This is a genomic window from Mycobacterium sp. SMC-18 (genome assembly GCF_045310895.1).
In the GTDB taxonomy this organism is placed as follows: domain Bacteria; phylum Actinomycetota; class Actinomycetes; order Mycobacteriales; family Mycobacteriaceae; genus Mycobacterium.
The window spans coordinates 1-14,093 of sequence record NZ_JBJIAL010000010.1; the positions used below are offsets into that span (position 1 = coordinate 1).

13 protein-coding genes and 1 pseudogene are annotated in these 14,093 nt (G+C 63.4%); 13 read left to right on the forward strand and 1 reads right to left on the reverse strand.

The features are described from left to right. Positions 1–427: pseudogene (locus ACJH6J_RS11050) on the forward strand (hypothetical protein); the annotation flags it as partial. 7 nt (positions 428–434) lie between these two features. On the opposite strand, the gene ACJH6J_RS11055 reads toward ACJH6J_RS11050, so the two are convergent. Then, positions 435–1,640 (reverse strand): hypothetical protein, encoded by a 1,206-nt coding sequence (locus ACJH6J_RS11055; protein WP_293021499.1) that lies wholly within the window; start codon positions 1,638–1,640, stop codon positions 435–437. A 211-nt stretch (positions 1,641–1,851) separates the two neighbouring features. Here ACJH6J_RS11055 and ACJH6J_RS11060 point away from each other — a divergent pair, with 211 nt between their 5' ends. Genes ACJH6J_RS11060 through ACJH6J_RS11115 form a run of 12 tightly spaced genes read left to right on the forward strand, consistent with a single transcriptional unit; the run spans position 1,852 to position 13,493 of the window. Continuing rightward, the gene (locus ACJH6J_RS11060) at positions 1,852–2,499 is read left to right on the forward strand and encodes a TetR/AcrR family transcriptional regulator (RefSeq protein ID WP_346414674.1); all 648 of its coding nucleotides are present in this window, start codon (positions 1,852–1,854) and stop codon (positions 2,497–2,499) included. After that, the gene (locus ACJH6J_RS11065; RefSeq protein ID WP_293021495.1) at positions 2,496–3,359 is read left to right on the forward strand and encodes an ABC transporter permease; all 864 of its coding nucleotides are present in this window, start codon (positions 2,496–2,498) and stop codon (positions 3,357–3,359) included. The genes ACJH6J_RS11060 and ACJH6J_RS11065 overlap by 4 nt, the downstream gene beginning before the upstream one ends. 1 nt (position 3,360) lies before the next feature. Then, positions 3,361–4,218, forward strand: coding sequence for an MlaE family ABC transporter permease (locus ACJH6J_RS11070; RefSeq protein ID WP_406776315.1), 858 nt, complete (start codon positions 3,361–3,363; stop codon positions 4,216–4,218). Continuing rightward, complete coding sequence (locus ACJH6J_RS11075; protein ID WP_346414672.1) at positions 4,218–5,798, forward strand: MCE family protein; 1,581 nt, start codon at positions 4,218–4,220, stop codon at positions 5,796–5,798. The genes ACJH6J_RS11070 and ACJH6J_RS11075 overlap by 1 nt, the downstream gene beginning before the upstream one ends. Then, positions 5,795–6,844, forward strand: a complete 1,050-nt coding sequence (locus tag ACJH6J_RS11080) for an MlaD family protein (RefSeq protein WP_293021491.1) — start codon at positions 5,795–5,797, stop codon at positions 6,842–6,844. Before ACJH6J_RS11075 ends, ACJH6J_RS11080 begins: the two co-directional genes overlap by 4 nt. Beyond that, positions 6,841–7,899 carry an MCE family protein gene (locus ACJH6J_RS11085; protein WP_293021489.1) on the forward strand — a complete coding sequence of 353 codons (1,059 nt, stop codon included), beginning with the start codon at positions 6,841–6,843 and terminating at the stop codon, positions 7,897–7,899. Before ACJH6J_RS11080 ends, ACJH6J_RS11085 begins: the two co-directional genes overlap by 4 nt. Further along, complete coding sequence (locus ACJH6J_RS11090) at positions 7,896–9,092, forward strand: MCE family protein (protein ID WP_293021487.1); 1,197 nt, start codon at positions 7,896–7,898, stop codon at positions 9,090–9,092. Before ACJH6J_RS11085 ends, ACJH6J_RS11090 begins: the two co-directional genes overlap by 4 nt. After that, positions 9,089–10,204, forward strand: a complete 1,116-nt coding sequence (locus ACJH6J_RS11095; RefSeq protein ID WP_293021485.1) for an MlaD family protein — start codon at positions 9,089–9,091, stop codon at positions 10,202–10,204. Before ACJH6J_RS11090 ends, ACJH6J_RS11095 begins: the two co-directional genes overlap by 4 nt. Next, positions 10,201–11,463, forward strand: a complete 1,263-nt coding sequence (locus tag ACJH6J_RS11100; RefSeq protein WP_293021483.1) for an MlaD family protein — start codon at positions 10,201–10,203, stop codon at positions 11,461–11,463. The genes ACJH6J_RS11095 and ACJH6J_RS11100 overlap by 4 nt, the downstream gene beginning before the upstream one ends. 17 nt (positions 11,464–11,480) lie before the next feature. Then, positions 11,481–12,110: an Mce protein gene (locus ACJH6J_RS11105; protein ID WP_293021481.1), complete on the forward strand. Its 630-nt coding sequence runs from the start codon at positions 11,481–11,483 to the stop codon at positions 12,108–12,110. Continuing rightward, the gene (locus ACJH6J_RS11110; protein ID WP_346414671.1) at positions 12,080–12,709 is read left to right on the forward strand and encodes an Mce protein; all 630 of its coding nucleotides are present in this window, start codon (positions 12,080–12,082) and stop codon (positions 12,707–12,709) included. The genes ACJH6J_RS11105 and ACJH6J_RS11110 overlap by 31 nt, the downstream gene beginning before the upstream one ends. After that, on the forward strand, positions 12,699–13,493 hold the full coding sequence (locus ACJH6J_RS11115) for a hypothetical protein (RefSeq protein ID WP_293021477.1): 795 nt from the start codon (positions 12,699–12,701) through the stop codon (positions 13,491–13,493). Before ACJH6J_RS11110 ends, ACJH6J_RS11115 begins: the two co-directional genes overlap by 11 nt. Positions 13,494–14,093 lie beyond the last annotated feature (600 nt).

Genomic DNA, 14,093 nt, shown 5'->3' on the forward strand with positions numbered 1-14,093 from the left:
CACCGTCAGACGGCGATCAACACACCGAAACGGAGGTCGCCTGAAACACCCCGATCCACAGGTATTGACAATTGCTCAGGCATTCGACATGATTCTGGCTGAAGCGTTGTGGAGTGAGTTGAATCCCAAGGGAATTGATGTCATTGGCCTGATTCTGGGCAAGACGGATACGCCGGCGCTTCGCCAACTCGAATTCGAACGCGGCCAGCTTGCTTCACTCACTGCGATCCCCAACGGGGCCGACACCGTCGACAGTGTGGTCGCCGAGGCCTTTGCGAATCTCACCGACGGTCCGACGGTGTTTGTCGGGGACCAAATGCGTACTGCTGTCACGATGTTGGGGCAAGTAAGCCGTAATGATGCGGTTCGGTCGATGGCGATGGCGAGCGCCGCGTCGATGGGTGATGCCCTATCGACCGCCATATAGCGAGCGCCTATTCGTCGTCGCCGTCATCGTCCACACCCAACAGGTCCCCGAGGGTATTGAAAGCTGAAACCCGTTCTACAGGAATGGTGATCGGACCACCTTCGAACAGTTCGTTGTAGCCGTCAGCGGTGACCGTATAGGTGGCTGTCACATCGTCGAGATCGTCGGTACGAGCAATGAGGACGATGTCGTCGGCACTGCTCGTCCATGTTTTCCTGGGCCGCAACGTATCCAGGGTGATCGTCACTTCAAGGTCACCATCGTCGTTGTGGTCGTAAGTAACCGGATAGTTCTTGAGGCGCCTCGGGATATACGGCGGTGCGACGCCGCCCCACGTCGGGGCCATCCAGTGGCGGTCCTGCATCTTGTCGAGTTCGAAGGCGTCGGCAGCCCGCCAGTCGACACCGCGTGCTCCGGTGAATGTCAGCACGATCTCGACGTTGTTGAGGAACGAGGTTTCGACGTTTTCGATGGTGAACTTCAGACCCGAGCACGCCGCACCAGCCAAATGGCCCCGCGACCACTTCCAGTCGGCCTCGATCGTTTCCCGGTACGCCTGGACGCTCTCGTCGATTTCGATTTCGCTCAACACTTTTGGCGGTTCAGGTTCGGCGATCCCGAGGCTTTGATAGAGCCCGGCTGGGTTGAACCTGTCGAGTATGGACGGGGTTCGTGACTTCGATTGCTTAGCCGTTTCGGAACGTTCTCGGACCTGGTTCTCGTGCACGTCCACGAGCAGGTCGACCACCGCATCCTCGCCGAAGAACGTGACGGCGGTGCCGGCGACCGCCGCGTTGACGATCATGGGCGATCGACCTGGAGCGATCTTGAGGTACTGCTGACGTACGGATGCCATTTTCGGCCGGTCCAAGATGGTGGCCAGCCGTTCCAAGTGGTACCGCTCGATGGCGATGTCGCCACCGAGCTCACCCAGGTCTCGACGTTCGGCAAGCCGCAGTTCTTGGTTAGTGACGAAGGCGATTCCGACCGGATTGTGCTTGCGGGCAACGTCGATGTCGTCTTCCAGCTTGCCCTTGATGGTGTTGAAATCCTGTTGTCCCCGAGGGAAATACACCGCCCAGGTCCATTTGTTGCCGTCGCGGGTGCACTCGCCGTCGCGGCCGCCGTCCTTGCCGCCCAGCGGGTGGGAGGGGTCGATGTCCTTGGACTGATCCGGTGGTGCTCCGCAACCCGTTAGCACGGCGGTGGCCATACCTGTGGGACTTCATGAAGATGTAGAAATCGCTCCATTGCCGGACGGGCCGCCCTACTGTGCTGCGCCAGCAGTTCGATGTGTATTCCATCAAACCGAAACAGCGCAAAACTTACGTTTGAAACAATTGATTCCGTTTCTCGGAGAGTGTGCTCAAATCCGGAATTGATGCGCTACTGTGATCCGCGTGACAGGCGAGGTGCGCGCGACCATGGCGGAACGCCAGCGTGCGAAACGGGCTGAGTTGGTGCGGGAGGAAGTCATTGACGCCGCGTTGGCTGAGTTTGCTGTGCGCGGGTATCACCAGACTTCGATCAGCCATATCGCCAAACGGCTGGGCGCTGGTCATTCGATGTTCTACCGCTATTTCGCCAATAAGCGCGACATCATCGACCAGGCCGTGCGCCGCGTCAACGGCCGTTTGCTGTCAGCGATCGGGGAGGTGTTGCCCGGCAGCCTCGCCACCATCACGGAGTTTCGCGAGTACGTGATGGCGGTCGGGATGGCTTATACCGATGTGCTTGCCGAAGAACCGCGGCTGTTGCAGTTGATCGTCATGGAGGCCGCGGGCGTCGACCAGCAGATGACCGAGCAGTTCCACCACATGTTCGACGGCGGTGTGCGGTCGTTGTCGGCCATGCTCCGCGACGGCATCGCTCGCGGTTACATCCGTTCTGACATCGATGTCCACGGCACCGCGGAATCGATCGTGGCGATTCCGTTCGGGATCGCGCTGCGTCATGGGCAGAAGCCCGACCGCGACAGACTGGTCGCGCAGACGCGGGCAACCACCGACCTGGTGTGCCGTGGCATCGCCGCCGAATGGCAGGCGTCCGACTCGAGTGAGCAGACGCGATGACGGACGACGCACAGGCCGGCGGAGCGGCCAACCGCGCTGCCATCGGCGAAGCCATCGACTGGGTCCGGCGGTACCTGCAGAACCATCCGATCGCGTCGCTGAGCACCGCCGGCGGCCAGATCGTGCTCGGGCTGCGGACTCTGGAGTACCTGTTCTTCGACATCATCAAGGGCCGGTTCCAGGTGCGCGAGTTCCTGGATCAGGCCGCTTTCATGGCCGGAACCGCCTTCACCCCAACGGTTCTGGTGACCATCCCGATCAGTGTGACGTTGTCGATCCAGTTTGCCTTGCTCGCCGGCCAGGTGGGCGCCTCGTCGCTGTCGGGTGCGGCGACCGGTCTGGTGGTCATCCGGCAGGGCGCCCCGCTGGTCGCGTCGCTGCTGCTCGCGACGGCGGTCGGCTCGGCCGTCTGCGCCGACCTCGGGTCGCGCACCATGCGCGAGGAGATCTCCGCGATGGAGGTCATGGGGGTGTCCCCGATCCAGCGCCTCGTCGTGCCGAGGCTGGTCGCTCTGGTCCTCATCGGTGTGTTGCTGACCGGTGTCACCAGCTTCGTCGGCTACCTGGCGAGCTACATGTTCAACGTCTACCTGCAGAACGGCACCCCGGGCTCGTTCATCGCGACGTTCTCGTCGTTCTCGACGGTTGGCGACCTGGCGCTGGCCATGGTCAAAGCGGTCGTCTTCGGTGTCATCGTGGCGGTGATCAGTTGCCATAAGGGCCTGGATACGCGCGGTGGTCCGGCGGGTGTGGCCAACTCCGTCAACGCCGCCGTGGTGGAGTCGGTGTTGCTGATGATGATCGTCAACGTCGTCATGAGCCAGCTGTACGTCGTCATCTTCCCGAAGACGTCGATCTGATATGGCCGCCCCATCAACATTCACCCCGACACCGCTGCGGCCGATCACGGCCGTCGGCAACGGGCTGCTCAAGGCGGCCGGGCGTACCGGCCACATGGTCGAGTTCTTCGGCAGGGTCTTGTTGGCCATGCCCACGATGTGGCTGCGTTACCGCAAGGAGTTTCTGCGGCTGCTGTCCGACATCACCTGGGGTAACGGCTCGATCGTGGTCGGTGGTGGCACGCTGAATGTCGCCGGCGTGCTTGGTGTCACGGCCGGGGCGCTGGTCGCGGTCGAGGGCTACAACGCGTTGAACCTGCTGGGCCTGGGGCCGGCCACCGGGTTGGTCTCCTCGTTCGCGACGACGCGAGAGCTGGCGCCGGCAATGATCGCGATGGCCTTCATCGCGCAGGCCGGGTGCCGGTTCACCGCACAGCTGGGCGCCATGCGGATCAACGACGAGATCGACGCGCTGGACACCCTGGGTATCAATTCGGTGGCCTACCTGGTCGCGACGCGCGTCATGGCCTCGATCATCGCGGTGGTTCCGCTGTTCCTCGCGTCCCTGGCGCTGGCGTATCTGTCGTGCCAGTTGGTCAGCGTGATCGCCGGCCAGTCGACCGGCACGTATCTGCATTACTTCGGTCTGTTCCTGGAGGGCCGGGACGTCTTGTTCGCGACGATCAAAGCTGTGGTGTTCGTGTTCATCTCGTCGACCATCCAGTGCTACTACGGCTACTTCGCCTCCGGCGGCCCGGCGGGTGTGGGTGTGGCGGCCGGGCGGGCGATGCGCGGCAGCGTCACCGTCGTGATGATCGTCAACATGCTGCTCACCATGGCGCTGTGGGGCGTCATCAGCGGTGCAAGGTTCGGTGGCTGATGGCTAACTCGTTCGACCACGACCCGCGGGGCTCGACCGACCGCAAGCTGGGTGTCATCGGCCTGTGCTTCGCGGTGGTGGCCTCGATCGCCGCGGTCCTCATGGTGGTGAAATCGCAAGGCAAGTTGGACGATTTCGTCCGGGTGGACCTGAAGCTCATCAACATCGGCGACGGCCTGCCGGAGCGCTCCGACGTGAAGTTCCGCGGCGTGATCGTCGGCATGGTGTCGAGCGTGACGCCCTCGCAGCACGGTTCACCGAACGTGGTGCACGTCAACATCCAGCCGCAGTTCGCTTCGCAGATTCCCGACACCGTGACCGCACGAGTGGTGCCGGCCAACCTGTTCGCCGTATCGGCTGTTCAGTTGGTGCAGAACGGTAATGGCGCGCGGCCCATCCGCACCGGTGACGTCGTTCTCGAAGACCAGACCTTGCCCACTGTGCTGTTCCAGAACGTGTTGGCCAAGCTGCGGCAGCTGCTCAAAGCCGTTGGGCAGGCGCCGGATTCGAACAATGTCGGTGTCTTCGCGGCACTGTCGGAGGCCACCCGCGGTCGGGGGCAGAAGCTCACCGACGCCGGCGGCGACCTCAACAGGGTTATGCAGCAACTGAATTCGGTGGTTGCTTCCGACGATTCCGGGCCGACGACGTTGTCGGCGCTGAAGTCGGCCGCCGACAGTCTGCGTACGGTGTCGCCGGATCTGTTCGCCGCGCTGGACAGCTCGGTACAGCCGATGCGCACCTTCGCCGAGAAGCGTTCCCAGCTCACGAATTTCCTGACCGGTGGGCTGCACACGACCGGAACCCTTGCTGATGCGTTCGAGCACCAGACCGACCGGATGATCGAAGTCAGCACCGGGCTGACTCCAGGGCTGGGTGTGCTGGCTGATCACGCCGGCGAATTCCATGGCATCTCAACGCGATTGCAGGCCTTGGCCAACAAGGTTTACGACGAGGCCTACAACCCGGAGACCCACCTGCTGACTCTCGGTACGGTGATTTCGATCAACCCGTCGCGCCAGTACACCCGGGCAGACTGCCCACGCTACGGAGCCATAGAGGGGCCCAGTTGCCGCACCGCACCGGAAACCCCGACCGCGCCCGATCTGAAGCCGGGCCTGGCCTCGATGGGCATGGGAGTCCCACCGTGGGTGACCGAGAACCGCCCCAACTTCGCGCCGCCCCGATTCTCTGTGCCGGTGGTACCGGACTTCCCCGGCCCGCCGGACCGCAACGCGCCGCCGGCACCACAGGGTGCACCGGCGCCTGCAGCGCCGGACCCCGGCCCGGCACCCGCGCCACCTGCAGCCCCACCGTTAGCGGCAGAGGCGGGCGGGCCGGACGGTGCGCCCGCGCCTGCGCCTGCGCCAGTACAGCAGCAGTCCGCACCGCTGTACGGCGGCACCGTCGGTCCGGTCGGTAGTCAGATGGAGAAGAACCAGCTCAGCCAAATCGTCGGCGGCCCAGCCACTTCCGCTACCGAATTGCTGCTGGGCCCCGTCGCCCGCGGCAGCAGCGTCCAGATCACTCCTGAGCCCGGCCCCGCCGATGGCGGGCAGGCAGACAAGGGCCGGCCATGAGAATCAAGCGCAGCACCATCATTGGCCTGGCACTGTTCATGGTCTTCTCGGTTGCCGTCACCTGGATGGTTTTTGCCACCTTACAACGCAACATCGCTGGTCCAACCTCCAGCTATTCGGCCATTTTCAGCGACGTGTCGGGGCTGGCCGAAGGCGATGATGTCCGGGTCGCCGGAGTACGGGTAGGTCGGGTCGACAAGATCGAACTGACACCCGACAACAAGGCCAAGGTCGACTTCCAAGTGCGCAGCAACCAAACGCTCTACGCCAGCACGCTGGCCTCGGTGACGTACCAGAACATCATCGGGCAGCGGTACCTCGGGCTGAGCCAAGGCGATGGCGAGCGCCGCAAAATGCCTGCAGGAGCGCAGATTCCGGAACAGCGGACCAACCCGTCGTTCGATATCTCCTACATGCTCAACGGTTTTGAGCCACTGTTCACCGAGCTCGATCCGCAGCAGGTGGACAACTTGACCAACGCCATCATCGAGGCGTTCCAGGGCAATCAGGGATCGCTGTTGACCTTGACGACCCAGGCTTCGTCGCTGACGCAGACCCTGGCGGGACCGGATGCGGCGCTCGGCGACCTGATCGCCAACCTGGACAAGCTGATGGCGACGCTAGCCACGCAGAGCAAGAACCTGGAAACCATGCTGCACCAGACGTCGGTGTCGTTGTCCTCCTTGAACAGTCGGCGCGACGAACTCGTCGCATCGGTCGGGGCGATCACCGCGAACGTGACGCGGCTGTCGGCACTGGTCGATGCGATCACCCCGGATGTACAGCAATTCATCGACCGCGATCCGGGCTTGCTCAAATACGGTGTGGGCGAGGGCAAGCCCCGCCTGGCTTTCGCGCTGGCCAATGTTCCGTTGCTGCTCAAGGGCCTTGCCCGGATGACGCAGGACGGGAGCTATGGCAACATATATGCCTGCGACCTCGACTTCGGTCTATGGCGCGGCCTGCTCAACTGGTTCCGGATGTTCGTGATCCGGGCGACACCGGGTAATGGCAACGAGGTCTGGCATTCGGCGGTGTGCCAATGAGCGAGCTGTTCGGAAAGCTGCGTCCTGAGATCGTGGGTCAGCGGAAGCGCGTGCTGGAGGACTACAACAAGTTCTGGCTCGGCGCGATCGGCCTGGCGGTCATCGTCGTGATGATCGCAGCCGTCGTGCTGGTCAGTGTTCTGGACGTCGACAAGAAGCAGTACACCGCCGAATTCGCCCAGGCGGCCGCGATCAAGTCGGGCAATCCGGTCACCATCGCGGGGATTCCGGTCGGCGAGGTGCAGGACGTGCAGCTGGCCGGCGATCACGTGGTGGTGACGTTCAAGGCCGACAAGAACGTACGGTTGGGCACTGAGACTCACGCGGCCATCAAGCTGACCACCATCCTTGGTTCTCGCTATCTGGAGATCACTCCCGCCGGGTCCGGCCAATTATCCGGCAACACAATCAAATTGAGTCATACCGACGTGCCTTACGACCTGCAGAAGACCTTGGCGGGTGCGACCGAGACACTAGGTCCGCTGGACGCCGATCGGATCGCTGAATCGGTACGGGTGATGAGCGGCAGCCTGCAGGGAGTGCCCGACGAGTTGCCGCAGGCCTTGACCAATCTGAATTCCCTTGCCGGGGTTATTCAGTCCCGGCGCGACCAGCTCGGCACGTTGATCACCAACGCCGATACCATCGCGGCGCTGTTGCACCGGCAGAAGGCCGACCTTGGTGCGTTGGTGTTGCAGGGCAACCAGATTCTCGGCGAGATCGCTACGCGGCGGGCGGCGATGCAGCGTTTGTTCGACGGGGTGACGCTGCTCGCCGACCGGGCGCACACGATCTTGGCCGACGAGCCGCAACTCGACGCGCTGATCAACAGCTTGCATGAATTCGCCAAGATGCTCGCCGAGCACGACGCGCTCGTGCGCAGCATCCTGCAGATTGCGCCGGTGGCAGCGCGCAACATCGCCAACGCGACCGGTAGCGGTAATGCTACGGACCTGACTCTGCCGGCGGGTTTGATGGTCGATTCGTGGGTCTGTGCGATCAGTGGTCGGGCCCGGCAGTTCAACATCGTCGAGTACTTCAAGGACTGCAAATGAGTAAGCGCGCCTTGATGATCGGCCTGGTTGCAGTTGCCACCGCGGTCGTCGCAGTGGTTGCCGCGGTAGTTGCGGTGCCGCACTTCTGGCACCGCAACATCACCGTCCGGGCACACTTCCAGGACGCCGTCGGGCTGTACCCCGGTAACGCGGTGTCGGTGCTCGGCATGCCCGTGGGCAAAGTCGATACCGTGGAGAACAAGGGCGGCTACGTCGAGGTCACCATGGACATCGACCGAAAAGTCCCGGTCCCCAGTGACGTCGTCGCGGCCACCGTCTCCGCCTCGATCCTCACCGACCGGCACATCGAACTGACGCCGCCGTACACCAGCGGACCCAAGCTGCGCGACGGTGACCTGATCGCATTGGGGAACACCAAGACCCCGGTTGAATTCGACAAGACACTGACCATGATGGACAAGCTGGGCACCGCGCTGCGCGGTGACGCCAATGGCGGTGGGCCGCTGGGCGATCTGGTCAATCTGGGCTCGCAGATCTCCTCCGGCAACAGTGAGCAGATCAAGTCGACTCTGACCAAGTTGTCCGAGGCGCTCAAGGTCGGCCCCGATGGCGGTGCCAAGACTGAGAAGAACTTGCAGGAGATCGTCCGGAGCGTCTCCGACCTGACCCAGTCCGCCGCCGAAAATGACAGTGCGATCCGCAAATTCGGCGGCGACCTGCACCAGTTGAGCGACATTCTGGCCGACCAGAACCTCGGTTCTGGCCGGACCGGCGCCAAGGCCAACGAAATCCTCCATGAGGTCAGCGGCCTGCTCGATCGGCACCGGGACCAACTGAAGGGTTCGTTCGGCGATCTCAACACTGTGGTCAGGTCGCTGTCGGACAACAAGCGCGAACTCGAAGAGACCATCGATGTCCTTCCGCTGGCGGTGGACAATGTTTACAACGTACTTGATCCGGTCGGAGGCAGCGCACGCGTACACCTTCCCACTGACAAGCTGCTGGCCAACAACTCGTTGAACAAGGAAATCTGCAACCTGATGGGGCTCAAGCAACTGGGTTGTGCAACAGGAACATTGCAGGACTACAACAGCGACTTCGGGCTGTCCACCATGCTGGATCTGATGGCCAATGGCATCGGCCCGTCCGGTCAAGGCGAGCCGCCCAAACCCGGGGCGGTGCCGGCTCAGCCGGCACCCGCAGTACCTGCCCAGGGAGGGCCGACCCGATGAGCCTGACTTTCGTACGGCGCAGCACACGGTGCGCCGGAGTACTCAGCGGTGTGTTGCTGATGACCAGTTGCGCCGCGGGACTGGACAGTGTCCCGTTGCCGTCGCCGGGGTCAGGCGGGCCCGTATACACGCTCAACGCGGTGTTCACCGACGCGCTGAACCTGCCGGCGAAGGCGAAAGTGCGTTTGTACGGCGCGGATATCGGCGAAGTCACCTCGATCGAAGCCGAGGACTTCACCGCAAAGGTGTCCATGCGGATCCGCAAAGACGTGCCGCTCCCGGTTGGCAGCACAGCTGAATTGCGTTCTGCCACACCGCTGGGCGACGTGTTCCTGCAGATTCGTCCGCCGTCGCGCAATGATGACGGTGGCCCATTGCTGCGCAATGGTGACACCATCGGACTGGGCTCCACGTCGGCTGCGCCGACGGTCGAGGAACTGCTCAACTCGTTGGCCATGCTGGTCAACGGTGGCGCCATCCGCGCATTGACCACCGATGTCAACGGGGCCGGCCGGGCAGTAGGTGGGCGTGGCGAGAAGTTGGCCGGGCTGATTTCGGAGACCAACCAATTTCTGTCCAAGATGACCGCGCGTACCGACCAATTGGACGCCACGCTGCGCGCAACGTCGAACATGGCCGCCGAGGTGGCGGGCCACCAGAACAGTATCGACACCGCGTTGACGGCCGGTGCGCCGGCGCTGTCGGTGATCTCCGACAACACCACGCGGATCATGGATGTGGTTGACAACGTCGCCCGGATCACCCGGCAGCTGGCCAAGTTCCCGTCGATGAAGGGCACCGACACCCGCAGCGTGGCCGCTGACGTCAACAACCTATCGCGGGTGTTCAACGAGATCGTGATGGACCCCAACTTGTCGTTGAACTCGTTCAACCGGCTGCAGTCCATTCTCATCAAGGCCACCGATTCCACCGCACTGCACGCAGATATGCTCCTTTCCAAGATCGCCATCGGCGCCCTACCGGACAAGAACTACGCAGGCGACCCCGGTATCCACGGCCCGGACGGCACCGACTGGCATCTGCTGATCGGCAGCCTGCGCTACGAGTGGAACATGCTGCTCGGCCGAGTCAACGGACCGGACCGCCCATGATCACCGCGCTGAATTCCGTACTGGCCGTGGCCATCCGGATCATCAAGGCGGTGGCCAGCCGCAAGGTGGTGCTGGCTCTGTTCGGTCTGCTGCTCACCGCAGTGATCGCCTTCGGCTACATCGCCATCGACGGCCTGCGGTTCAACCCGTTTCACCGGACCATTGCGATGCGGATCATATTGCCCGAATCCGGTGGGCTGCTGGCCAATCAGGACGTGACCCTGCGGGGCATCCCGATCGGCCGGGTCGAGGCGGTCAACCTCACCGATCACGGGGTGGAGGCGGTCGCCACTGTCGACAAGTCAGTCCGCATCCCGGCCGATAGCCCGGTGCGGGTGTCGGGCCTGTCGGCGGCAGGGGAGCAGTATCTGGACTTCCGGCCCGACAACGCCAATGGTCCGTATTTGAAGGATGGCGCCGTCATTTCGGGCAAGCAGGCGAGCATTCCGTTGACCCTGCCGCACATCATCGATCACAGCCGCGGCGCTCTGGCACAGCTTGACGCCGACAAGCTCGGCAAGATGTTCAACGAATTGCACGTCACCAAGGACGGACCCCGCAAACTGTCGGCCATCCTCGACGGCGCCAGCCTACTGGCCAACACGGTGGATTCGGTGCTGCCGGAGACCACGAGCATGATCCGCACCACGCGGGTGGTGTTCGGCACCATCGCTGACGTGCGTCCGGGTTTGGCGGCCACCACGAACAACCTGACCAAAGTGCTGGGTGGCGTGAACAAGATGGACGGTGGCTTCCGCACCCTGGTGGATCGGGGCGAGCCGCAACTGGCGACGCTGGACAATCTGATCAGCGACAACCGGCAGAACGTCGTGCAGATCCTGGGCAACCTGACCACGGTGTCGCAGATCATCTATCAGCGCATCCCGGCGCTGCAGTATCTGTGGCGCCCGGACCGCGATTCGTTCATCGACCGGTTCGGCACCGTCGTGCATGACGGCGCTATCTGGGCCCTTGGTGACATCTATCCGAAGTACCGGTGCGACTACAACCTGCCCCGGCATTCACCGTCGGACGCCAGCTTCCCTGAGCCGTACAAATACACCTACTGCGAGAACCAGGACCCCTCGCTGCTGGTCCGCGGCGCTCGCAACGCCCCGCGTCCGCCGGGCGACGACACTGCCGGCCCGCCACCGGGATACGACCCGCACGCGGTGACCGACAAGACGCCGCACTATCCGGGCTACACCATCGACACCCCGTACGGTGGACCGTCGTTGCCGATACCGATGCCGAACTGACAAGCCACGAGATACGCATGAGTAAACGAACCAGCAGTACCGATGTCTTCGACCAATTGCGTGATGCAGAGACCGAGGCAGCTGAGTTGACCGAGTCGTCGGTCGATTCAGAGGACGTTGATGCCACCGACGCCGTTGCCACGGATGAACTTGTTGCACCCGCGCCCAAGCGGCGGGTTGGCCTGGCTGCCATGGTCTGCGGGTTGCTCTTCGCGCTGTTGGTGTCAGCGTTGGGTTATCTGGGCTGGCGCCAGTACGAGCAACACCAGGTCTCGATCGCAACCGCTGCCGCGTTGCAGGCGGCCAAGGACTACGCGGTGGTGCTGACCACGTTGGACGCCAAGAACATTGACGACAATTATCGCAAGTCACTCGATGGTGCCACCGGTGAGTTCAAGGATGCCTACAGCCAGGGTGCCACTCAGTTGCGCCAGGTGCTGATCGACAACAAGGTCTCGGGGACGGGCATTGTCGTTGCGGCAGCGGTGAAATCGGCGACGGCGAACCAGGTCGAGGTGCTGATGTTCGTCGACCAGTCGATCACCAACGCGTCCAACCCCAGCCCGCGGATCGACCGCAACCGGATAGACATGACCATGGAGAAGGTCGGCCGCCGGTGGCTGGCCAGCAAGGTCGAAATCCTATGACGGCCAAGCAATCTGACGTCGCCGAAGCTGAGGTCGAGGCCGAAACCGCTGACGTGGTCAGCGCAGAGTCCGTGATCCCCAAGACCACCAAAGTCTATACAGTTCGCCGCACGGTCTGCTGGGCAGTGGGCGTGTTGGTTCTCGCGCTGGGTGTAGCCGCCGGCACGACGGGATGGCTGCTGTTTGCTCAGCACCAGCGCGATGCCGAGGCTGCGCAGGCACTCGATGCGGCGCGTGCTTATGCGGTCACCCTGACCACCACCGACCAGAAGGTCATCGACAAGAACTTTGCCGACATCATCGACGGCGCGACCGGCGAGTTCAAGGACGCCTACAGCAAGGCTGCGGCGTCGATGCGAAAGATGTTGATCGACAGCAAGGTCAACACCACCGGCACTGTCAACGATGCGGCGGTCAAGGCGGTGCACGGCGACGACGTCGACGTGCTGTTGTCGGTGAAGCAGGTGGTCACAAGTTCCGGGGAGCCGGACCCGCGGACCGACTACGTCAGCGTCTCGATGACGATGCGCAAGGTTGGCGATCGATGGCTGGCCACCGAGGTGTTGCTGGCCGGAGCGGACGGTAAGCGTGGCAAATAGAGCCTGGGCGGTGGTCGGCGCAGCGGTCACCGCGATCGCTTTGACCGGTACGCCGACCGCCCACGCATCGATCGACGGATTCTGCAGTCAACTTGGCGCGGTCTGGGACGGTGGCGCGTGCACCGCAGTGGTCAAATCCCAGCGCGAAGCGGAAATGCTGCTGTCGCTGCGGGTTCCGGCAGAGTTCATCGACAACCCGACGGCCGGCCCGGTGCTGCGTGACTACTACACCCGCCTGTTCAACGGGTGGCGGAACACCGGCAACACCACGCCGCGCGACAGCAGCGCCAAGGCCGATTACGAGATCATTCCCGGTCCCGGTGGGGTGCAGTCGGTTGTGGTGCACGAGATGTTCGAGCCGTTCGGCATCCAGCCCAACAATGCCTTCCGATCCTTCGTGTTCGACATGAGCTCGGGGCGGCGGTTGTATCTGCCGGATTTGTTCCGGCCGGGAATCGATGGATACCAAGCAGTTTCGGCCGCCGCCGCACCGGTCCTGCCGCCGATACTCGACGCGGTACCTCCGCCGCACGCACCGGGCACCTACCCGTTCACCGTGCCGGAATTCCAGCCGGACAGCGCCGGCCCCGGGTACTCCGGCAGTTACCGGGCCTTCGCGCTCACCGGTGACTCCCTGCGGATCTACATGCCGGACCAGCCGATGGTGCGCGAAGACCCGACCCCACCGGGGCAACGCGTCTGGTCCATGGACGGCGGCACCGTCGTCGCAAACATCCCACTGGCAGCACTCGCTGGCAAGCTCAAGCCACAGTACGGCGGTTGACGAGTTGGGATCGACGACGACGCTGCTGCTGCTGCTGCTTCGCTCAGAAAGCAACGATCGAACCGCTATACGGCCAATTGGATACCGCTGGGCAACCACGTCCCTGTTACGCACCGGCCCGGCTTTGGTGCGCCCCGCGGTGAGCGCACCACCTGGGGGTGGGCGCGGCCGGCGTTGACTTACGTAGTTGCGACCGGTTCTCGGGGTGCTTGTGCTGCTGCGCTCCCTCTAGCGCCACTTCAACCATTCCACCCAGCTACTTGCGGCGACCTTCGAACGCCTACTACCGCAAGTCATTCCACCCGAACCGACCAGCGGAACACCGCGTGAGCGCCTCATCGAACTGCTCTCCCGGCGAGCTGACCTTCTCGCCGAAGCGCCGGTGCACGTCACCACCCTTGCCTGAGCGGCCCTGGGCCCCACCGAAACTCCCAGGTTCGTAGCAGAGGGCACGCATCCCCCACTGCCCACACCCTGCGCGCCCGCGTCGTCGAGCAATACCGGCAACCCTTCGACAACATCCTGCAAAGCCCCGACGCCCGCCCGTAACTCGGCGACCTCGACGTCGAACTCGCCGTATGCGTGGGCTTGACCCCAGTT